This is a genomic window from Aestuariimicrobium kwangyangense DSM 21549, from assembly GCF_000421525.1.
Lineage (GTDB): Bacteria > Actinomycetota > Actinomycetes > Propionibacteriales > Propionibacteriaceae > Aestuariimicrobium > Aestuariimicrobium kwangyangense.
This window is the reverse complement of the sequence record NZ_ATXE01000002.1, coordinates 453,179-474,283: the sequence shown is the minus strand read 5'-3', so window position 1 is coordinate 474,283 and position 21,105 is coordinate 453,179. Positions and strand designations below refer to the sequence as shown.

The 21,105-nt window shown below is 69.4% G+C and carries 18 protein-coding genes; 10 read left to right on the top strand and 8 right to left on the bottom strand.

All coding sequences use genetic code 11. The features are described 5' to 3' along the window. Positions 1 to 11: 11 nt before the first annotated feature. Entirely contained in the window at positions 12 to 1,652 is a 1,641-nt protein-coding gene (gene pgm / locus H507_RS0108815) for a phosphoglucomutase (alpha-D-glucose-1,6-bisphosphate-dependent) (protein WP_022910354.1), read from the bottom strand. Positions 1,653 to 1,713: 61 nt separating this feature from the next. On the opposite strand from pgm, the gene H507_RS0108810 reads away from it, so the two are divergent. Continuing rightward, entirely contained in the window at positions 1,714 to 2,634 is a 921-nt protein-coding gene (locus H507_RS0108810; RefSeq protein ID WP_022910353.1) for a tetratricopeptide repeat protein, read from the top strand. Here H507_RS0108810 and H507_RS15775 read toward each other — a convergent pair. Genes H507_RS15775 through glgX form a run of 5 tightly spaced genes read right to left on the bottom strand, consistent with a single transcriptional unit; the run spans position 2,617 to position 11,329 of the window. Next, entirely contained in the window at positions 2,617 to 3,888 is a 1,272-nt protein-coding gene (locus tag H507_RS15775) for an MFS transporter (RefSeq protein ID WP_022910352.1), read from the bottom strand. The genes H507_RS0108810 and H507_RS15775 overlap by 18 nt on opposite strands. 3 nt (positions 3,889 to 3,891) lie before the next feature. Further along, positions 3,892 to 5,820, bottom strand: a complete 1,929-nt coding sequence (gene glgB / locus H507_RS0108800; RefSeq protein ID WP_022910351.1) for a 1,4-alpha-glucan branching protein GlgB — start codon at positions 5,818 to 5,820, stop codon at positions 3,892 to 3,894. Between the two features lies 1 nt (position 5,821). After that, positions 5,822 to 7,096, bottom strand: coding sequence for a maltokinase N-terminal cap-like domain-containing protein (locus tag H507_RS0108795; RefSeq protein ID WP_040438217.1), 1,275 nt, complete (start codon positions 7,094 to 7,096; stop codon positions 5,822 to 5,824). 10 nt (positions 7,097 to 7,106) lie between these two features. Continuing rightward, complete coding sequence (locus H507_RS15770; protein ID WP_022910349.1) at positions 7,107 to 9,188, bottom strand: alpha-1,4-glucan--maltose-1-phosphate maltosyltransferase; 2,082 nt, start codon at positions 9,186 to 9,188, stop codon at positions 7,107 to 7,109. After that, complete coding sequence (gene glgX / locus H507_RS0108785; protein WP_026378010.1) at positions 9,185 to 11,329, bottom strand: glycogen debranching protein GlgX; 2,145 nt, start codon at positions 11,327 to 11,329, stop codon at positions 9,185 to 9,187. The genes H507_RS15770 and glgX overlap by 4 nt, the downstream gene beginning before the upstream one ends. A gap of 66 nt (positions 11,330 to 11,395) precedes the next feature. Between glgX and H507_RS0108780 the strand changes: the two genes are divergently transcribed. Genes H507_RS0108780 through H507_RS0108760 form a run of 5 tightly spaced genes read left to right on the top strand, consistent with a single transcriptional unit; the run spans position 11,396 to position 15,641 of the window. Further along, on the top strand, positions 11,396 to 12,178 hold the full coding sequence (locus H507_RS0108780) for an enoyl-CoA hydratase/isomerase family protein (RefSeq protein ID WP_022910347.1): 783 nt from the start codon (positions 11,396 to 11,398) through the stop codon (positions 12,176 to 12,178). Continuing rightward, on the top strand, positions 12,168 to 13,313 hold the full coding sequence (locus H507_RS0108775; RefSeq protein WP_022910346.1) for a cysteine desulfurase family protein: 1,146 nt from the start codon (positions 12,168 to 12,170) through the stop codon (positions 13,311 to 13,313). The genes H507_RS0108780 and H507_RS0108775 overlap by 11 nt, the downstream gene beginning before the upstream one ends. A gap of 42 nt (positions 13,314 to 13,355) precedes the next feature. After that, entirely contained in the window at positions 13,356 to 14,429 is a 1,074-nt protein-coding gene (gene mnmA, locus H507_RS0108770) for a tRNA 2-thiouridine(34) synthase MnmA (RefSeq protein ID WP_026378008.1), read from the top strand. A gap of 1 nt (position 14,430) precedes the next feature. Beyond that, positions 14,431 to 15,417: a uroporphyrinogen decarboxylase/cobalamine-independent methonine synthase family protein gene (locus H507_RS0108765; protein ID WP_040438047.1), complete on the top strand. Its 987-nt coding sequence runs from the start codon at positions 14,431 to 14,433 to the stop codon at positions 15,415 to 15,417. A 17-nt stretch (positions 15,418 to 15,434) separates the two neighbouring features. Continuing rightward, entirely contained in the window at positions 15,435 to 15,641 is a 207-nt protein-coding gene (locus H507_RS0108760) for a hypothetical protein (RefSeq protein WP_040438213.1), read from the top strand. Between the two features lie 9 nt (positions 15,642 to 15,650). Here H507_RS0108760 and H507_RS0108755 read toward each other — a convergent pair whose 3' ends face one another. Continuing rightward, entirely contained in the window at positions 15,651 to 16,157 is a 507-nt protein-coding gene (locus H507_RS0108755) for a VTT domain-containing protein (protein WP_022910342.1), read from the bottom strand. Continuing rightward, the gene (locus tag H507_RS0108750) at positions 16,154 to 16,762 is read right to left on the bottom strand and encodes an ACT domain-containing protein (protein ID WP_026378007.1); all 609 of its coding nucleotides are present in this window, start codon (positions 16,760 to 16,762) and stop codon (positions 16,154 to 16,156) included. The genes H507_RS0108755 and H507_RS0108750 overlap by 4 nt, the downstream gene beginning before the upstream one ends. A 131-nt stretch (positions 16,763 to 16,893) precedes the next feature. On the opposite strand from H507_RS0108750, the gene gatC reads away from it, so the two are divergent. The 4 genes from gatC to H507_RS0108730 are packed head-to-tail and all read left to right on the top strand — an operon-like array spanning position 16,894 to position 21,077. Next, positions 16,894 to 17,187, top strand: a complete 294-nt coding sequence (gatC, locus tag H507_RS0108745; RefSeq protein ID WP_022910340.1) for an Asp-tRNA(Asn)/Glu-tRNA(Gln) amidotransferase subunit GatC — start codon at positions 16,894 to 16,896, stop codon at positions 17,185 to 17,187. 2 nt (positions 17,188 to 17,189) lie between these two features. Further along, the gene (gene gatA, locus H507_RS0108740; RefSeq protein WP_040438211.1) at positions 17,190 to 18,725 is read left to right on the top strand and encodes an Asp-tRNA(Asn)/Glu-tRNA(Gln) amidotransferase subunit GatA; all 1,536 of its coding nucleotides are present in this window, start codon (positions 17,190 to 17,192) and stop codon (positions 18,723 to 18,725) included. A 1-nt stretch (position 18,726) separates the two neighbouring features. Next, a complete protein-coding gene (gene gatB, locus H507_RS0108735; protein ID WP_022910338.1) occupies positions 18,727 to 20,235 on the top strand; it encodes an Asp-tRNA(Asn)/Glu-tRNA(Gln) amidotransferase subunit GatB in 1,509 nt (502 codons plus the stop codon). After that, a complete protein-coding gene (locus H507_RS0108730; RefSeq protein ID WP_026378005.1) occupies positions 20,232 to 21,077 on the top strand; it encodes an SMP-30/gluconolactonase/LRE family protein in 846 nt (281 codons plus the stop codon). The genes gatB and H507_RS0108730 overlap by 4 nt, the downstream gene beginning before the upstream one ends. The last annotated feature ends 28 nt before the right edge of the window (positions 21,078 to 21,105 follow it).

The following is a 21,105-nucleotide window of genomic DNA, read 5'->3' as shown; positions in this document are numbered from 1 at the left end:
CCGAGGGGCGGTCACGCCAGTGCGGCGTCGACCACCTGCTTGGCCTCGGCCAGCACCTGCTGGAGGTGTTCTGGGCTCTTGAGCGACTCGGCGTAGATCTTGTACTTGTCCTCGGTGCCGGAGGGTCGGGCCGCGAACCAGGCGTGCTCGGTGGTCACCTTGATCCCGCCGATGGCCGCCCCGTTGCCCGGTGCGTGGGTGAGCACGGCGGTGATGGGCTCACCTGCGAGGTCCGTGGCGGTGACGTCGTCGGCGGAGAGCTTCGACAGGCGCGCCTTCTGCTCCCGGGTGGCGTCGGCGTCGACCCGGGCGTAGGACGAGGCACCGTAGCGGGCCTCGAGGTCGGCGTAGTGCTGGCTCGGGGTGCGGCCGGTGACCGCAGTGATCTCGGAGGCCAGCAGGTCGAGCACCAACCCGTCCTTGTCGGTTGTCCACGTGGAGCCGTCCATGGCGAGGAAGGAGGCCCCCGCCGACTCCTCGCCGCCGAACCCCATCTCTCCCGAGATCAGTCCGGGCACGAACCACTTGAAACCGACGGGCACCTCGACCAGTTCTCGTCCGATCTCGGCGGCCACCTTGTCGATCATCGAGGAACTGACCAAGGTCTTGCCCACTTTGGCGTCGGCCGACCACCCGGGGCGATGGGTGAACAGGTACCAGATCGCCACGGCGAGGAAGTGGTTGGGATTCATCAGTCCGGCGTCAGGGGTGACGATGCCGTGACGGTCGGCGTCCGCGTCGTTGCCGGTCGACAGGTCGAACGCGGTGCGGTTGCGGATCAGCGAGGCCATGGCGTTGGGGGAGGAGCAGTCCATGCGGATCTTGCCGTCGGTGTCGAGGGTCATGAAGCGCCACGTCGGGTCGACCTCGGGGTTGATCACCGTCAGGTTGATCCCGTGCGTGTGGGCGATCGCACCCCAGTACTGCACCGAGGCGCCACCCATCGGGTCGGCCCCGATCCGCAGACCCGACCTCTGGATGGCCTCGAAGTCGATGGCCTGGGCGAGGTCGGCGACGTAGGCCGTGCGGTAGTCGTAGCGTGTCACCGAGGACGAGGCCAAGGGGTAGGGGGTGCGCGCGATCGCCCCCGCGTCCTCCTTCAGCTCGGCCAGCAACTGGTTCGCCCGGTCGGCGATCCAGCCCGTGGCGTCGGAGTCGGCCGGTCCACCGTTGGGCGGGTTGTACTTGAAGCCCCCGTCACGCGGAGGGTTGTGGCTGGGGGTGACCACGATGCCGTCGGCCAGGGCCTCGGGGCGTTCGCGGTTGTACCGGATGATGGCGCGGCTGACGGCCGGGGTGGGGGTGTACTCGTCCTCCCGCTCGGCGAGGACGGCGACCCCGTTGGCCACCAGCACCTCGATGGCGGTCGTCCAGGCGGGCAGGGAGAGGGCGTGGGTGTCCTTGCCGATGAACAGCGGTCCGGTGGTGCCCTGACCCGCGCGGTACTCGATGATCGCCTGCGTTGTGGCGGCGATGTGGGCGTCGTTGAACTTGGTGTCCGGGCTCGAACCGCGGTGCCCGGAGGTGCCGAAGACCACCCGCTGGTCGGGGTTGCTCGGGTCGGGTACCAGCTCGTGGTAGGCGGCCAGCACCTCATCGACGTTGATCAGGTCCGCCTCGGTCGCGGGTTGGCCCGCTCGTACATGTGCCATGGCCCCATCCTTGCGGATAGTCGGGGTTGGTGCAGGGCGAAGGTTTGGTTGAATGGGAGCCATGACCGACGCTCAGTTCTCCCGTCCCGGTGCCGTTGACCTCTCCTCCCTCACGCAGGCCGCCCAGACGTCGCCCGCGGCAGCCCCCGGCGGCGACACGTGGGTGACCGACCTCACCGAGGCCAGCTTCAACGACTTCGTCCAGTTGTCGATGCAGTACCCCGTGGTGCTCGAACTGTGGTCCCCCCGTGCCCAGGGTGGCGAGCAGTTGGCCCGAGACCTGGCCGAACTCACCGACGCCGCCCGGGGGTCCTGGCTGCTGGGCCGGGTGAACGTCGACACCGAACCGCGCATCGCCCAGGCACTCCAGGCCCAGGCCGTGCCCTACGTCGTCGTGTTGCTGGGTGGGCAGGTGGCCCCGCTGTTCCAGGGCACCCGCTCACGGGACGAGGTGAAGGCGGCGCTCGACCAGATCGGTCAGGCGGCGGCTGCCGGGGGCATGGTGGGCAAGGCCCAGCCGCTGGGACGCTCTGCCGCCGCTTCGGCGGGCAGCCCGGACGAGTCACCCGCCAATCCCCGGTTCGCTGCCGCCGATGCCGCCCTCGAACGGGGAGACTTCGCCGCCGCCCTCGCCGAGTTCGACAAGTTGGTTGCCGAGACGCCACGGGACGCTGAGGTGCTCGCCGGGCGAGCCCAGGCGGCCCTGCTGGTCCGCGCCGGGGCCCATGACCCGGCCGGGGTGCTCGCGGCAGCCCAGGCCAACCCCGACGACTTGGAGGCCCAGTTTCGAGCCGCCGACGTCGAGTTGATGAACAACCGCGCCCAGGAGGGATTCGACAGGTTGCTCGTCCTCGTGCGGAACACGTCGGGGGACGAGCGCGAACAGGTGCGCCTGCGTTTGGTGGAGTTGTTCAGTCTGCTCGGCAACGGTGACCCGCGGGTGCTGAAGGCCCGGCGGGAACTCTCAACAGCCCTGTTCTGAGACCCCGCTCCCGTCCACCGCGTGCCGCGCAGACCGCAGGGGCGACAGGGCCACGACGAGGGCAGCGAGGACGAACGCCGTCGCCCCGACGCCCATGGTCGCCCTGTAGCCGAATCGGGTCGCGAGCAAGCCCGAGACGAGCGCCCCGAAGAAGAAGACCACCCGGTTCGTGGTGCGAATGGTGGCGTTCATGCGCCCTTGCAGGCGGTCGGGGGTGACCGACTGGCGATAGCCCGTGTCGTTGGCGTCCTCGATGCCCATCGCCAGCCCGTGCACGACCTGGACCGCCGCCACCGCCACGATGGTCCGCGTTTCAGCCCCCAGCTCCGGTGGCCACAGTGCCAGTGCCGCCCAAGGCAGGAACACCAGCGTTCGTCCCAGCAGGATGGCGCGGCCAGCGCCGAGTCGGTCACCGAGCCCGGGCGAAACCAGGGTTCCCGCCAGCCCGCCCACCCCCGCGCAGGCCAGCGCCAGTCCATAGCCCCAGGCCGGTACCCGCAGTTCGCGAAGCACGAAGACCGCGAACACGGTCATCACCAGCGAGTTGCCCAGGAACCACAGGTGCACCGACAGGGCCAGTGGCCGCAGGGTGCGATGGCGGTAGGTGAACCTCATTCCCTCGGCGATGTCGTGGCCCAGGTGCGTTCCGGCTGGGCGAGCCTGGGCGCGTGGCTCGCGGACGCTGATCCGTGCCTGCAGCAGGGCCGCCAACCCCGTGAGTGCGGAGTCGGCCACGAAGAGCAGCGGGGCCCCGATCAGGGTCAGCAACACCCCTCCCAGGGCCGGACCCGCGGTTCCCGCGACGGTCTCGCTCTGACCGAGTCTGGCGTGGGCCATCACCAGGGAGCGGCGTGGAACCAGTCGCGGCAGCAGCGGCTGGGCTGCTGAATCGCCGAAGAGCACCAACACTCCCAGCCACAGGGCCACCAGGGCCAGTGCCGGGAAGGACAGGTGTCCCGTCACCATCAGCAGCGGGACCAGGGCCAGCAGGCAGGCCCGCCCCAGGCTCGTGAGGACCAGTGTTCGCTGCCGGGGCCAGCGGTCCATCAACGCCCCCACGACCAGTCCCAGGAACAGGTAGGGAAGGACGCCCAGTGCGCTGAGCACGCTGATCTGCAGTGGGGTCGCCCCCAGCCGGGTGACCACCACGACGTTGAGGGCCACCCCGGACACGGAGGCACCCGCCAGCCGAAGCGTGTGGGCTCCCCAGAAGAGGGCGAACCTGGGCTGCCGGAGCACCTCGTGCGTGGGCACCCGTCAGTCGACGACGGCGTTCGAGAGTGAGGTCAGTCGTCCGTCGTACTTGAGCCAGACCGAACCTAACGGGGGCAGGCACACGCTCGCCCCGGCCATGGCCCCGCGCCCACCCGGGATCTCGCGAGCGATCACCTGGCCCATGTTCCCGTAGCTGCCCGTGCCCTGGAAGTAGGCCGAATCGGTGTTCAGGATCTCGGTCCACACGCCGGGCTTCGGCAGCCCCAGTTGGTAGTGGTCGTGCGGGGTGGGGGAGAAGTTGGTGATGCAGGCCACCAACTGCCCCTCCCCGTCGGAGCGCAGGAAGGCGAACACGTTCGCGGCCGAGTCATCGGCGTTGATCCACCGGAAGCCAGCCGGGTCGTTGTCGAGCTTGTGCAGTGCCGGCAGCGAGCGGTACAGACCGTTCAGGTCCCGCAACAGCAGCTTGAGCCCGTGGTGTCCGTGCTGGTCGGCCTGCCACCAGTCGAGGCCGCGGGTCTCGGAGAACTCGGCCGACTGCCCGAACTCCTGCCCCATGAACAGCAACTGCTTGCCCGGGAAGCTCCACATGAAGGAGTAGAAGGCACGCAGGGTGGCGAGCTTGCGCCAGTCGTCCTGGGGGATCTTGCCGAACATCGAACCCTTGCCGTGCACGACCTCGTCGTGGCTGATCGGCAGCATGAAGTTCTCGGAGTAGGCGTAGACCATCGCGAACGTCATCAGGTGGTGGTGGTGGCGCCGGTTGATCGGGTCTTCCTCGAGGTAGCGCAGGGAGTCGTTCATCCAGCCCATGTTCCACTTGAACCCGAACCCCAACCCGCCGTGGTGCACCGGCCGGGTGACCCCCGGGAAGCTGGTCGACTCCTCGGCGATCATCAGCACCCCCGGTTCACGCTCGTAGAGGTGGGTGTTGACGTAGCGCAGGAAGTCGATCGCCTCGAGGTTCTCGCGGCCACCGAACTGGTTGGGCACCCATTCGCCCTCCTTGCGCGAGTAGTCCAGGTAAAGCATCGATGCGACGGCATCGACCCTCAGACCGTCGATGTGGAACTCCTGGATCCAGTACAGCGCGTTCGAGACGAGGAAGCTCTTCACCTCGTTGCGGCCGTAGTTGAAGATGTAGGTGCCCCAGTCCATGTGCTCGCCCTGGCGGGGGTCGGAGTGCTCGTAGAGAGCGGTCCCGTCGAAGCGACCCAGGGCGAAGTCGTCCTTGGGGAAGTGGCCCGGCACCCAGTCGAGGATGACCCCGATGCCGGCCTGGTGCAGGCGGTCGACCAGGTACCGGAACTCGTCGGGACGGCCCAACCGGCTGGTGGGGGCGAAGTACCCGGTCACCTGGTAGCCCCAGGAACCCTCGAAGGGGTGCTCGGCGACCGGCATGAACTCCACGTGGGTGTAGCCCTGCCAGGTGACGTACTCGACCAACTCCTCGGCCAGCTCCAGGTAGGTCTTGCCGCGCCGCCATGAACCCAGGTGCACCTCGTAGACGCTGATCGGTTCCTGATGGGCCTGACTGGTGCGCCGCTTGGCCATCCAGTCCTCGTCCGCCCACAGGTACTTGCTCTCGTAGACGATCGAGGCGGTCGACGGTGCGGCCTCGCAGAAGCGGGCCATCGGGTCGGCCTTCTCGATCCACCTCCCGTCGGCGGTGAGGATCTTGTACTTGTACACGGTGCCGGTGTCGATTCCCTCGACGAAGCGTGCCCACACCCCCGAGCCGGGAACGAGCGTGAGCTCGTCGCCCTGCCACCCGTTGAAGTCGGCGATCACCATCACGCGCTGCGCGTTCGGTGCCCAGACCGAGAAACGGGTGCCCCTCACCGACCCGCGCTCGTCGTCGTGCACGTCGGTGACGACGGCTCCCAGACGCTTCCAGCACTCGGTGTCGCCACCGGAGTGGAAGCCCTCCAGGTCCCAGCCGGTGAGTCCACCGGAGAAGTCGTGTGCCACGTCAGTTCCTTTCGGTCAGCTGCTGCAGGGCGAGCAGAGGAATCCCAACCCACGTCGGTCGGTTGCGTGTCTCGTAGACCACTTCGTAGATCGCCTTGTCAGCGATGTAGGCGGCAAGGATCCGGCGCTGCTCGGCCGTGATCTGTGGAGCGTAGGCGCCGAGGAAGGCCGCCGTGGTGCGGTCGAGCCAGCCTGCGGCCGTTGACGGGTCGTCGGCTGCCGAGGTGGCGTAACCGAAGGAGCGCACCATGCCGGCGACGTCACGCCACTTGGAGTCGGGCAGGCGGCGCTCCTCCAAGGACTTCATGGGTTCCCCCTCGAAGTCGATGATCCGCCAGCCGCCGGGGGTGTGCAGGGTCTGGCCCAGGTGGAAGTCGCCATGGGTCTGCTGGGTGTTCAACTGCAACCCCACCAGGCCCTCGAACAGCGAGGTCAGCGCCGTGACGTGCGGCTCGAGCACCGGTGCGGCCAGCACGGCCTGGTCGAGCCGCGCCCGCATGGTCGCCGCCACGGTGGCACCGTCGACGCGTTGCGCCGGGAAGGTGTCGGCCAGTGCCCGGTGCACCTGGGCCAGCGCACTGCCCAGGGCGGCCGCGTGGTCGGTGAAGTCGGAATCGGTGCGGGCCGCCTCGCAGGCGAGCCCCCAGCCGTCGACGGCGTCCTGCAGGCGTTCGACGATCATCGCCAGATCGCAACCACCCAGTCCGGGCACCGGTGCCGTCGACTCGACCCAGCCGTAGAGTCGCGCCACCGCACCCGACCCGGCCCGGGCGAGGGCGTCGTGCACGGCGATGTCGAGGTTTCGTCCGGCCTCCAACTTGCGGAACAGCTTCACCAGGGCCGCGCCGCCGACCTCGAGGTTGGTGTTGGACTGCTCGCCACCGAAGACGGTGACCTCGCCCGACAGCGCCTCGGGGTGGCTGACGACCGATGACCACGTGCCCGACTCCCCCCCGCGCTGAGCCATGGCGGACACCATGGCCCGCAGGGCGGCGGGATCGCGGGTGGCGTCGTGGGCGTGGCCCTCGTTCGTGTGGCCCAGACCGCCGGATCCCAGCGCCTGGGGCCGGTAGCTCACCACCACCTGGTAGAACTCGTGGCCGCCGTCGTCGTAGGTGACGGTGACGATCTCGCTGCGCACCGACAACTCGTCGGAGCGTACGTACCAGTCGAGGGGGACGAGGGCGGTCAGGCGACCGCCACGGCCCTTGCCGGAGAACCAACGGGCCCCCAGCACGTGGTCGGACAGGGCGGGGCTCTCGAGCAGCGTGGTCACGGGCGACACCTCACTGCTGGCGGGCACTGAAGATGTGGGCGGGCGTCGCGGGCGAGAGCTTGACGAAGTTGGTCTGCCCCCAGCTGAAGGTGGACCCCGTCAGTTCGTCGTGCACGCGCAGCACCGCCCCGGCATCGAAGCCCAGACCGGCCAGGTCGAGGGACACCTCGGCCGACTGCTCCAGGTTGGGGTCGAGCGAGACGATCACCAGCACGACGTCGTCACCGTCGCGTTTGGCGTAGGCGAGGATCGCCTCGGAGGTGGTGTGCTGGAAACTGGTGCGGCGCAGTTGCTGCAGGGCCGGGTGCCGGCGCCTGATGTCGTTGAGCAGGCCGATCAGCGCGTTCAGGTTGGGCTCCGCGTTGTGGTCACGGGGCCGGTACTCGTACTTCTCCGAGTCGAGGTACTCCTCACGACCGGGTGCCAGGGGCAGGTGTTCGAACAGTTCGAAGCCGGAGTACACCCCCCAACTCGGCGCGAGGGTGGCCGCCAGGATGGCCCGGATCGCGAACTGGGCCGGGTTGCCCGACTGCAGGGCGAAGGGGTTGATGTCGGGCGTGTTGACCCAGAAGCTGGGCCGGTAGCAGTCGGCCCACTCCGTGGCCAGTTCGGTGACGTACTCGGTCAGTTCGTGCTTGGTGTTGCGCCAGGTGAAGTAGGTGTAGCTCTGCTGGAACCCGGCCTTGCCCAGGGCCTGCATCATCTGGGGGCGGGTGAACGCCTCGGCCAGGAACACCACCTCGGGATGGGCGGCGTTGACCCGCCCGATCAGCCACTCCCAGAAGTCCACGGGCTTGGTGTGGGGGTTGTCGACCCGGAAGACGGTCACCCCCTTCGAGATCCACAACTCCAGCAGCCGCAACGACTCGGCATAGATGCCCTCGGGGTCGTTGTCGAAGTTGATGGGGTAGATGTCCTGGTACTTCTTGGGAGGGTTCTCGGCGTAGGCGATGGTGCCGTCCAGCCGGGTGGTGAACCACTCCGGGTGCGAGGTCACCCACGGATGGTCGGGCGATGCCTGCAGGGCGAAGTCCATCGCCACCTCCAGCCCCAGCTCCCGGGCTCTGGACACGAAGGCCTCGAAGTCGGCCATGGTGCCCAGGTCGGGATGGATGCTGTCGTGGCCGCCGGCCGGGGAACCGATCGCCCAGGGAGAGCCGGGGTCCTGTTCGCCGGGGGTCAGGGTGTTGTTCCTGCCCTTGCGGAACGAGGTCCCGATGGGGTGGATGGGTGGCAGGTAGACGATGTCGAAGCCCATCGCGGCCGCTGCCTCGAGCCGCTCGTGCGACGAGGCGAAGGTGCCCGAGACCCATCGTCCGGTCTGGGCGTCGATGTGGGCCCCCTGGGAACGGGGGAAGAACTCGTACCAACTCGAGAACGCCGCGAGCCGCCGCTCGACCCGCACCGGGACGGGGCTGGTGGGGGTCACGAGACCGCGTACGGGGAACCTGGCCATGGCGTTGGAGACGGCCCGGGTCTGCACCGTCTCGAGCAGTTCGGCCGGGTCACGTTCGGGCAGCAGGGTCGCGGCGACGGAGTCGAGCACGGTGGCGGTGGTGGTGTCACCGGCCGTGCGGGCCAGGTCAGCGGCCCGGGTGAGCACGTCGCGTCCCTCGAGGCAGACCAGCGCGACGTCGATCGCCAGCGGCAGCTTCGCCTCGGCGTGGTGCAGCCAGGTGTTCCATTCGTCGGCCCAGCCCTCCACGTGGAGGGTCCAGTCACCCTCGGCATCGGGGCGAACCCAGCACTCGAAGATGTCGAGCCCCATCGGCTCCACCTGGACCATCGCAGTGGTCAGTCGTCGACCGTCGGGGGCGGTCAGCACCGCGGTCGCGGCGACCGCGTCGTGCCCCTCGCGGAAGACGTGCGCCCGGACGAGCACCTGCTCCTTGACGACCGCTTTCGTGGGGTACGCGCCACAGTCGACCAGCGGCTCGGTGAGCCGCACGGGGATACGTCCCATGGCGGCCGGGTGAGGGTTGCGTTCGAGGGTGATCGCAGCCACGGCGGGAGCCGCGGTGGTGGCAGTGTCGGCCTGGACGGCCGAGGGTTCGGTGGCCTTCTGGGCGGGCTTCTTGCTGGGAGTGCTCACGCCTCCAACGTATCGGCTCCGGCCTTGCTGGGGGCCAGATGCACGCGCACCACCAGTGAGGATCGTCCCGGGATGGTCAGCGTCTCACCCGGGGCCAGCACCGTCGGAGCCGACCCGGTCGTGCCGTCCGTTTCCGGTGCCGACCAGGAGTCGAGCAGCACCTCGTGGCCGGCTCCCCATTCGGCGGGCGGCATCACCAGGTCGAGGGGTTCCGGGCCGGCGTGCAGCCAGACGATGAACGCGTCGGTCTCGTCGGAGACGTACATGCCCAGGGTGCGGCGTCCGGCGTCGGCCCAGTCGGCGTCCCCCATCTCCCCGGCCCCGCCGTTGAGCCAGGCGAGGCGGTGGCGACCGGTCGGCTCACCGTCGGCATCGAGGATCTCGTCGTGTCCGCTGAACTCGGGCCGGCGCAGGAGCGGCTGCTCGGCCCGCAGCTTGAGGGCGCGCGCGGTGAAACCGGTGACGTCGGCCCAGTCGTCTGCCATCTCCCAGTGCACCCACGAAATGGGGGAGTCCTGGCAGTAGGCGTTGTTGTTGCCCCGCTGGGTGCGTCCGATCTCGTCACCGGCCAGCAGCATCGGCACGCCCACCGCCATCACCTGGCTGAGCATCATGTTCTTGATCTGTCGGTGGCGCAGGTCGAGCAGGGCCTCGTCGTCGGTGTCGCCCTCCCACCCGTGGTTCCACGAGTGGTTGTTGTCGGAGCCGTCGCGGTTCGACTCGCCGTTGGCGTCGTTGTGCTTGACGTCGTAACTGACGACATCGCGCAGGGTGAAACCGTCGTGCACGGCCACGAAGTTGATACCCGCCGTGGCATCGCGCCCCGGGGTCTGGAAGATGTCTGGGGACCCGGCCATGCGGGTCGCCAGTTCGCGCACACCGTGGGTGGCGCCACGCCAGAAGTCGCGCACGTGGTCGCGGAAGTGGTCGTTGTGCTCGGCCCAGCCCGGCCCCCAGTTGCCCACTTGGTAGCCGAAGGGGCCCACGTCCCACGGCTCGGCGATCAACTTGATGTCGGCGAAGACCGGATCGGCCGCCAGTGCCTGCTTGAACGGGTGGTTCTGGTCGACGTGGTGCTGGGCGTCGCGGATGAGGGTGGTGGCGAGGTCGAACCGGAACCCGTCGACCCCCATCTCGGTGACCCAGTAACGCATCGAGTCGAGCACCATGTCGAGCACCGCCGGGTGGGAGGTGTCGACCGAGTTGCCACAACCGGTGACGTCGTAGTCGTTGTGCAGGTCCTGTGTGAGCCGGTAGTAGGCCCCGTGGTCGATGCCGCGGTAGCCCAGGGTGGGTCCTTCGTGACCGCCCTCACCGGTGTGGTTGTAGACGACGTCGAGGATCACCTCGATGCCCGCCTCGTGCAGCGTCGAGACCATCTGCTTGAACTCCAGCACCTGTTCGCCGGTGGTCCCCATCGACGAGTAGGCGGCATGCGGTGCGAAGAAGCCCAGCGTGTTGTAGCCCCAGAAGTTCGTCAGTCCCTTGCCGACCACGAACGGCTCCGAGACGAAGTGGTGGACCGGCATCAACTGCACCGCTGTGATGCCCGTCCTCACGAGGTGCTCGACCACGGCGGGATAGGCCAACCCGCCGTAGGTGCCACGCAGGTGCTCGGGGACCTGCGGGTGCTGATGGGTGTAGCCCGACAGGTGCGTCTCGTAGATGACCGTCTCCGACATCGGACGACGCCGGGCGAGCGGGGTCGGCGCCGGTCCGTCGGCCACCACCACGGCCAGGGGCACCGCCGAGGCACTGTCGCGGGTGTCGGGCTGGTAGTTGGACTCGGCGGTGTGGTCGCGGATGGGTCCGGCGTAGTCCACCCCGGCCGTGATGGCGCGGGCGTAGGGGTCGAGCAGCAACTTGGCCGGGTTGAAGCGCATGCCCCGGTTGGGGTTCCACTCACCGTGCACCCGGTAGCCGTAGAGCTGACCTGCGCGCACACCCGGCACGTGCACCAGCCAGGTGCCGTCTGGTTGCTGGGCCATGTCATGGTTCTGCTGGCTGCGGTCGAGTTCGAGGAGGGAGAGTTCCACCCGCGTGGCGCGAGGCGCCCACAGGGAGAATCGACAACCGTCGTCGACGAGGTGTGCCCCCAAGCTCGATGAATCCTGGGCTCGACGGGACTCAGCAGCGCTGATCTCGCTCAATTCACATCCTTTGGTTGACCGGCGACTGATTGTAACCGCCACGGTAAGTTGACCGACATGAACAGAGCGGACGTCGTGGTCGAGCGTGTCGGACGAGTGGCGGTCATCCGGTTGGATCGTCCGCCGGTGAATGCCCTCTCGATGGCGATGCAGGACCGCCTCGGTGAGATCGCCCATGACCTGTCAGCGGATGCCGGGGTACGGGCGGTCGTGGTCACCGGCAACGGCAAGAACTTCGCCGCCGGTGTCGACATCAAGGAGATGTCGCAGCTGGGCGTGACGCAGATGTCGTCGCGCGTGAAGGTGATGCAGGAGTGTTTCACGGCCGTGGCGAAGATCGGCAAACCGGTCGTGGCCGCCGTCAACGGCTACGTACTGGGCGGGGGCTGTGAACTGGCCCTGTGCGCCGACCGCCGGATCGCGGGGGAGTCGACCACCCTGGGCCAGCCCGAGATCCTGCTGGGCATCATGCCGGGGGCGGGTGGCACCCAGCGGCTGCCGAGGCTGATCGGCTCGTCCGCGGCCAAGGACCTGATCTTCACGGGACGCCGGGTGCACGCCCAGGAGGCACTGGCGCTGGGCCTGGTCGACGAGGTGGTGCCCGATGCGGAGTTGGTCGACCGGGCCGTTGCGTGGGCCGCGCAGTTCGAGAACTCGCCCTCGTGGGCGATCAGCTGGGCCAAGGAGTCCATCGACACCGGCCTCGAGACCGACCTCGACAACGGACTGACCATCGAGGCGACCGGGTTCGCGTCACTGTTCGGCACCGAGGACCGTCGGATCGGCATGAAGAGTTTCCTGGAGTCCGGGCCCGGCAAGGCCGTCTTCCGTGGCCGCTGAGGCGACCCGACACTACTTCGACCACGCGGCGCACTCGCCGCTGCGGCCCGCTGCCCGGCAGGCGTGGCTGCAGGCCGCCGACCTGGTCGGCAACCCGGCCGCCCTGCACGCCTCAGCCCGGCGCTCCCGGGCCGCGCTGGAGGACGCCCGCGAGTCGATCGCGGCTGATCTGGGGGCGCACCCCACCGAGGTGGTGCTGACCTCCGGCGGGTCGGAGGCCGACACCCTGGCGGTGTGGGGTGGTGTGCGTGGGCGCGCGTCGTCGGGCCGCGATCTGGTGGTGATCTCGGCCGTCGAGCACCCCGCGGTCGGCGAACTGGCCCGACAGTGGCCGGGCACCCTGATCGCCGGTGTCGACCCGACCGGCTCGGTGATGCTGGACGAACTGGCCCGTCTGGTCGGTCCGTCGACGGCGGTGGTGAGCGTGCAGACCGTCAACAACGAGGTCGGGGTGGTGCAGCCGGTGGCCGAGGCCGCCGAGATCGCCCACGCGGCCGGCGCCTGGTTCCACACCGACGCGGTCCAGGCACTGGTCTCACCCGGGCTTGACTTCTCAGCCAGCGCGGCCGATCTGGTGTCGGTCTCCGCCCACAAGCTGGGTGGCCCCGTCGGGGTGGGGGCGCTGCTCGTCCGACGTGAGGTGGCCCCCGCCGTCACCGGACTGGGAGGGCGCCAGGAACGGGACCTGCGCTCAGGCACTCAGTCCGCGGCGCTGGCGGCAGCCTTCGCCGCGGCGCTGCACGAATCGGTGGCGAGCCGAGAGGCCGAGCGCGTCCGGATGGCTCGACTGAGGGCTGAACTGCTGGCCGGTCTGGCCGCAGCAGGCCAGGGAGAGGGGGTGCGCGTGAACGGCGGCGAGGTCGTCAACCCGGCCATCGTCCACCTCACCGCCCCCGGGGTACGCGCCGACGATGTGCTCCTGCTGCTCGACCGGGTCGGCATCGACGCCTCCGTGGGGTCGGCGTGCCGGGCGGGGGTGCACCAGCCCAGCGAGGTGGTGTTGGCGATGACCGGCTCCACCCAGGACGCCCTGTCGAGCCTGCGCTTCTCGATGGGTTGGTCGACCACCGACGACGACGTCGCGGCGCTGGTGAGGGAACTGCCCCGGGCGCTGGCGCGGGCGCGGGGAGTCTGAGGCCGCCGGGCCACCGAGGGCGGCGGGGTAGACTCGTCCGCCGTGAGAGTTCTGGCAGCCATGAGCGGGGGAGTGGACTCCGCCGTCGCCGCTGCCCGCATGGTGGCCGCAGGTCACGACGTCACCGGCGTGCACCTGGCGCTGTCGAAGAACCCCGAGTCGTATCGCAGCGGTGCCCGTGGGTGCTGCTCGCTGGAGGACTCCCATGACGCCCGCCGCGCCGCCGACAAGCTGGGCATCCCCTTCTACGTCTGGGACTTCGCCGAGCGTTTCCATGCCGACGTCGTCGAGGACTTCGTCGCCGAGTACGCCGCCGGCCGTACCCCCAACCCGTGCCTGAGGTGCAACGAGAAGATCAAGTTCGCTGCCGTCCTCGACCGAGGGCTGCAGTTGGGATTCGACGTGGTGGCCACCGGGCACTACGCCCGGTTGACCCGCTCGTCCGCCGGCCAGGTGGAACTGCGCCGCGCCGCTGACCCCGCCAAGGACCAGTCCTACGTGCTGGGCGTGCTGGACGCACACCAACTCGCGCACTGCGCCTTCCCGCTCGGCGACACCCACAAGACCGACGTGCGGGCCGAGGCCGCAGCCCTCGGGCTCGGGGTGGCCAAGAAACCCGACAGCCATGACATCTGCTTCATCCCCGATGGTGACACCGCGGGCTTCCTGACCCGCCAGCTCGGTGAGCGGGTCGGCGAGGTCGTCGACACCGCCGGACGGGTGGTGGGAAGCCATCCGGGTCACCACCAGTTCACCGTGGGCCAGCGGCGTGGCCTGCACCTGGGTGTGCCCGCCGATGACGGACGACCGCGCTTCGTGCTGTCGATCGAGCCCGTCCAGAACCGGGTCACGGTGGGTGCGAGGGAGCACCTGGCAGTCGGGGTGATCGACGCGATCCGGCCCATCCTGGCCGGCGCCGCCGTGCCCGGACGGTGGCGCGGGCACGTGCAGGTGCGGGCGCACGGCGTACCGATGCCGGCCACCGTCGAGTTCAGCGCCGACGCTCTGCACGTCGAGCTCGACCACCCCTGCGAGGGCATTGCCCCCGGCCAGGCCGCCGTCGTGTACGCCGACGACCGCGTGGTCGGCAGCGCCACCATCAGTGGGACCCGCTGACATGTTCGCCACCCATCTGGGATCGCTCCCGGGCACCGACTTCCGCGCAGCCGTGCGACTGGTCCGTGACCGGCTCGGACGGGCCGACCTGCCCGAGCTGCCCGCCCGTGGGGTGGGTGCCCAACTGGTCGGGCGAGGGGCCTCCCTGCTCGACGGGTTGGCCGTCGACCTGCAGCCTGCAGGGTGGCGGCTGACCGACCACCCCGGACGCGACCAGCGGCGCGCCCTCGCCCTGTTCCGGCGTGACCTCGACGACCTCGAGGAGGAGTGCTCCACCTTCGCCGGCCCCGCGAAGCTGTCGGTGGCCGGACCATGGACACTGGCCGCCGGTGTCGAACTGGCCCGCGGTGAACTGGTGCTCGCCGACGCGGGTGCGACCCGCGACGTTGCAGCCTCGCTCGCCTCGGGACTGGCCGACCTGGTCGGCGAACTGCGCCGCAGGTTTCCCGCCGCCAGCTGGACGGTGCAACTGGACGAGCCCTCCCTTCCGGCCGTGAGCTCCGGTGCCCTGCGCACGGCCTCGGGTTTCGGCCGCCATCGCGCCGTGGACGAGTCCGTCATCGGTGGTGGGCTGACGGCGGTCGCGTCGGCGGTGGCCGCCGCGGGTGCCCAGGTGGCCCTGCACTGTTGCGCGCCCGGGCTCCAGCTGCAGTGGTTGGAGCGCGCCGGGATCGGCACTGTCGCGCTCGACGTGGCCCTGCTGACCGATCACGACCTGGCTGCCCTGGCCGGCTGGCTGGAATCGGGCAACCAGGTGTGGTGGGGCGTGCAACCCACCCAGGTACCCGACCGGGTGCTCAGCCGGGACGAACTGGTGGCCACCCACCGCCGGGTCGTCGATCGGCTCGGGCTCGACCCCCTGGTGGTGGACGAACGCTCGGCGGTCAGCCCTGCCTGTGGGCTGGCCGGGTGGAGCGAGGGCACCGTCCCACGCGTGTTCGACTCGCTGGTGTGGCTGGCCGAGGCCGCTCTGGAGTCAACCACCTAAGCGGTACTGTGGGCCGGGTGCGGATCTTCACCAACCTGAACCTCAACGGCACCACCCCGGCCCGGGTTCAGCCCAAGGTGGGGGAATGGGGACCGACCAAGGTGCCCACGACGGCCGCGAAGAAGCGGATGCGCATCTGGGTGAGCATTGCGTTCGTGGTGGTGCTGGCCGTCCTGGTGTTCGTGGGGTGGACGTTCTTCAAGGCCTTCACCCAGACCGCGTGACGCCGGCGCTCAGCCGAAGATGCCCTGGAAGGCTCCCATGGTGCCCAGGGCCAGCACGATGCAACGCACGAAGAACCCGACCAGCATGACCAGGCTGAAGGCCCAGAAGTTCATCGCCGTGGTGCCCGCGACCAGCACGACACCGTAGACCGGGGGCGCCCCGGTGGCCGATGAGACGAACAGGATCGGCATCCCCCACCGTGGGTTCTCGACCAGACGCGCCGTACGGGCCGACCAGCGGCGCCACCGGGCCCGCCACGATCCGGCGGGCACCTGGACCGGTTCACCCCGGTTCAGCCACGGCAGCTTCTTGCCGTGCCTGACCGCCAGGAACATCACCTGCTTGCCGATGGTGTGGCCGATGGCCAGTCCCACCGACAGTTCCACCGGGCCCAGCAGGTTGGACGCCGCCGCGGCCACGATGAAGGCCTCGGTGTGGAACACGGGGACGATCGACGACAGCACCCCGTAGCCGATCGACGAGATCACCTCGAGCCACTGGTGCCAGCTGATCAAAGGGTCATCCCTGCCAGGTGCTGCAGCCGGCGCACCTCCGAGACCAGATAGGCGGGCCCTCCCTGACGGCCCAGCACCAACGCGGATCCGTTCTGGAGGGGCGCGAAGGCGATGGTGGTCTCGCCCCAGCCCGGCAGCCACCCCTCGGGCAGGTCGCGGGTGGCGGCCTCGTCGAGGGGACCGAGGGCGCTGATCGCCTCGTCGTCCAACTCGGGGGCCAATTGGCTGGTCGTCGACGAACCGTCGGCGTTGACCACGGCCGCCCACTGGCTGTGGAAGACCACCGGCGCGTGGGCCGTCAACGTCTCGCTGGCACGGGCGGGGTCGGCCGAGATGCGGTCGAGCAGGTCGATGTCTGACTCAAGCCCCCAGTTCTCCGGGTACCGCGACAGCCACAGCACCTGTACCCCCGGCAACTCGTTGCAGGCGCTCACCAAGGTGTCGGGAAGACTGTTGGGAGGCATCGTCAGCATGAAGTCGTTGATCACCGAACCCTGCTGCTTCTCGACGATCTCGATGGCGGAGATGTCGGCACCCACGGTGCCCATGGCGGTCGCCACCTGGCCCAGGGAGCCGGGACGGTCGGGGAGTTGGACTCGGAGCAACAGCACCCCCCCAGTGTGACCGACGGCGGCGACGAGCCCAAGCCGACCGTGTTGCAGTCCTGTTTCACCCCCTAGGATGGGGTGGCCCCGTGCGGGTCGGTCCCGCACATGCCCGGGCTGCAGGAGGTTTCGTGGCACTCACCGAACGAGAGGTCGCTCGGCTCGCCGAGTTGGCCCGCATCGAGTTGACCCCCGAGGAGCTCCGCCTGTTCGCGCCGCAGCTCGACGTGATCCTCGACTCCGTGGCCAGTGTCGCCCAGGTCGCCACCGACGACGTGCCGCCCACCTCGCACGCGATGGGTCTGACCAATGTGTTCCGCGACGACGTGGTGCGCCCGGGCCTGACCCCGCAGCAGGCGCTCGCGATGGCACCCGTCTCGGAGGACGACCGGTTCCGCGTGCCCCGCATCCTGGACGAGGAGTGATCGTGTCCCAAGCCGACCTGAACGCGCGGATCATCACCGCCACCGCCGCCGAGCTCGGACGAGCCATCGCCGCCGGCACCTGGACCTCGGTGCAGGTGACCACCGCCTTCCTGGCCCAGATCGACGCCGTCGACGACCGGGTGAACGCCTTCGTCAGCGTCGACCGGGAGGGTGCGCTCGCAGCCGCCCGCCGGGTGGACGAGAGGATCGCCGCCGGGGAACGACTGGGTCCGCTCGCGGGGGTGCCGATCGCGGTCAAGGACCTGCTCTGCTACCAGGAGCTGCCCACCACGGCCGGCTCGAGGATGCTCGAGAACTGGACCCCGCCCTACAACTCCACGGTCGTGCAGCGCCTGCTCGACGCCGGGCTGGTGATCCTCGGCAAGACCAACCTCGATGAGTTCGCCATGGGCTCCTCCACGGAGACCTCAGCCTTCGGCGCCTCCCACAACCCGTGGGACCTGGACCGGATCCCGGGCGGTTCCGGCGGCGGATCGTCCGCGGCCCTGGCGGCCCATGAGGCACCCCTGGCGATCGGCACCGACACGGGTGGATCGATCCGCCAGCCGGCGTCGGTGACCGGCACCGTCGGGGTGAAGCCGACCTATGGTGGCGTCAGTCGCTACGGCATCATCGCGATGGCCTCCTCGCTCGACCAGTGCGGCCCCTGTGCCCGCACCGTCGAGGACGCTGCGCTGCTGCACGAGGTGATCGCGGGGCACGACCCGATGGATGCCACCTCCATCGATCAGCCGGTACCCGCCGTGGCTGAGGCCTCCCGCGCAGGCGATGTGCGGGGGATGAGGATCGGCGTCGTCCGCGAACTCGGCGGCGAGGGCTATGCCCCCGGTGTCGAGCAGCGCTTCGACGAGGCCGTCGAACTGCTCAGGGCCCAAGGGGCCGAGGTGGTGGAGGTCTCCTGCCCCCACTTCGACCAGTCGCTGTCGACCTACTACCTGATCATGCCGGCCGAGATGAGCTCGAACCTCGCCCGCTACGACGCCATGCGCTACGGCCTGCGGGTCGGCGACGACGGCCAGAACTCGGCCGAGCAGGTGATGCGGCTCAGCCGCGGAGCCGGTTTCGGGTCGGAGGCCAAGCGACGGATCATCATTGGCACCTATGCCTTGTCTGCCGGTTACTACGACGCCTACTACGGCTCCGCCCAGAAGATGCGCACGCTGATCACACGTGACTTCGACGCTGCCTTCGCGCAGTGCGACGTGCTCGTCTCGCCATCGACGCCCACCACCGCGTTCAAGCTGGGGGAGCGGATAGACGACCCCCTGGCGATGTACAAGGCCGACCTGTGCACCATCCCCTCGAACCTGGCCGGCAATGCCTCGGCGTCGTTCCCCTGCGGCACCGCACCCGAGGACGGGTTGCCCGTCGGTTTCCAGGTGATGGCGCCCCCGATGGCCGACGACCGCCTCTACCGCGTCGGCGCCGCCCTCGAACGGGCGCTGGCCACGCGTGGCACCTCCACCGTCATTCCCCAGCTGCCCGGCAGTCTGGCCGAACCTTCACAGGAGGCCTGAGATGAGCGCATCCGCCGACGAGCTGATGGACTACGACGAGGTGCTCGACCGCTTCGACCCGGTGATGGGGCTCGAGGTGCACGTCGAACTCAACACGGCCACCAAGATGTTCTGTGGCTGCCCCACCACGTTCGGCGCCGAGCCCAACACCCAGGTCTGCCCCGTCTGTCTTGGCCTGCCCGGGTCAATGCCGGTGGTCAACGGCAAGGCCGTCGAATCGGCCATCCGGATCGGTCTGGCGCTCAACTGCGAGATCGCGCAGTGGTGCCGGTTCGCCCGGAAGAACTACTTCTACCCCGACATGCCCAAGGACTACCAGATCAGCCAGTACGACGAGCCGATCGCCTTCAACGGCCACCTCGACGTCGACGTCGAGGGTGAGACCTTCCGCATCGACATCGAGCGCGCCCACATGGAGGAGGACACCGGCAAGTCGCTGCACGTCGGCGGTTCGACCGGTCGCATCCAGGGGGCGGAGTACTCGCTGCTGGACTACAACCGGTGCGGTGTGCCGCTGATCGAGATCGTCACCAAGCCGATCGTCGGCGCCGGGGCGAAGGCACCCCAGGTGGCCCGGGCGTACGTGGCGCACCTGCGCGAACTGCTGCGCGCGCTCGGCGTCTCCGACGTCCGCATGGAGCAGGGTTCGCTGCGCTGCGATGCCAACGTCTCGCTGATGGCCAAGGACGCGACCGAGTTCGGCACCCGCACCGAGACCAAGAACGTGAACTCCCTGCGTTCGGTCGAGAACGCCCTCGCCTTCGAGATGCGGCGTCAGGCCATGGTGCTGGCTGGGGGAGGACGGGTGAAGCAGGAGACCCGTCACTGGAACGAGTCCCAGGGCAACACCTCACCGGGACGCTCCAAGGAGACCGCCGAGGACTACCGCTACTTCCCCGAGCCCGACCTGGTTCCCGTGGCCCCCGCGACCGCCTGGGTGGAGGAACTGCGGGCCACCCTGCCCGAACCCCCCGCCCAGCGCATGCGACGCCTCGCCGAGCAGTGGCAGCTGGGTGAGCTCGAACTGCAGGCGGTGATCAGCGCCGGCGCGCTCGACCTGATCGACGCCACGGTCACCGCCGGCGCCAGTCCGCAGGCCGCCCGCAAGTGGTGGACCGGTGAGCTGCTGCGCCGCGCCAACGAGGCCGGCGTCGACCTGGCCGACCTTGGCATCAGCCCGGCCCAGGTGGCGGCCGTCCAGGGTCTGGTCGAGGCGGGAACCGTCAACGACAAGCTGGCCCGGCAGGTGATCGAAGGCGTGCTGGCCGGTGAGGGCGAACCGGCCGAGGTCGTCGAGTCACGGGGCCTGGCCGTCGTCTCGGACGAGGGCGAACTCTCCGCCGCCGTCGATGCCGCCATCGCGGCCAACCCCGACGTCGCCGCGAAGATCCGTGAGGGCAAGGTGCAGGCGGCTGGAGCCCTGATCGGCTCGGTGATGAAGGCCATGCGTGGCCAGGCCGATGCGGCCCGGGTGCGTGAACTCGTGCTGGCCAAGCTCGCACAGTCATGACGGATGCGTTGGTGAACGGGGTCGAGCGGCTGGCCACGGCCGCACGCTGGCTCGAGGGACCCTGCTGGGTGCCGGCTCGGCGCAGTGTCGTGATGTCCGACATCCCGGGCAATCGGGTGCTCGAATGGCATGCCGAGACCGGTGAGCTGACCGTGTTGGAGGACCGGTGCGAGTTCACCAACGGACGCACGTTGGCCGCCGACGGCTCGTTGCTGGAGTGCAGCCACGGCCGCCGCGCGGTGCAGCGCCGACAGTTCACCGAGAACGGGTCGTCCACCGAGGTGCTCGTCGACCGTTGGCACGACCACCGGTTGAACTCGCCCAATGACCTGGTGGTGAGCCGCGACGGAGCGATCTGGTTCAGCGACCCCAGCTACGGCATCGATCTGCCCGATGAGGGGCACCCCGGTGAGCGCGAGTACGGCGACCGCTGGGTCTTCCGGCTCGACCCCACCGGTCGACTGAGCCCCGTCGTCACCGACATCGTCGCTCCCAACGGGCTGGCGTTCTCACCGGACGAGACCCTGCTCTACGTCGCCGATTCCGACGTGGCCGCCCAGATCAGGGTCTACGACGTCGTCGATGGCTGTAGGGCCAAGAACGGACGCTGGTTCGCCACCGTGCCGGCGGGCGTGCCCGACGGGATCCGGGTGGATGCCTCGGGGCGGGTGTGGTCGTCCGCGGCCGATGGGGTGCACGTGTACGACACCCTCGGCACCCACGTCGGGTTCGTGGGGGTGCCCGAGGTGGTCTCGAACCTCTGCTTCGGTGACGACGACTGGGTCTATGTCACGGCCTCGACCAGCCTCTACCGGTTCCGGATCCACGACCTGCCTGGCTGAGGCAACATCAGGCAAGCGCCTCCGTTCG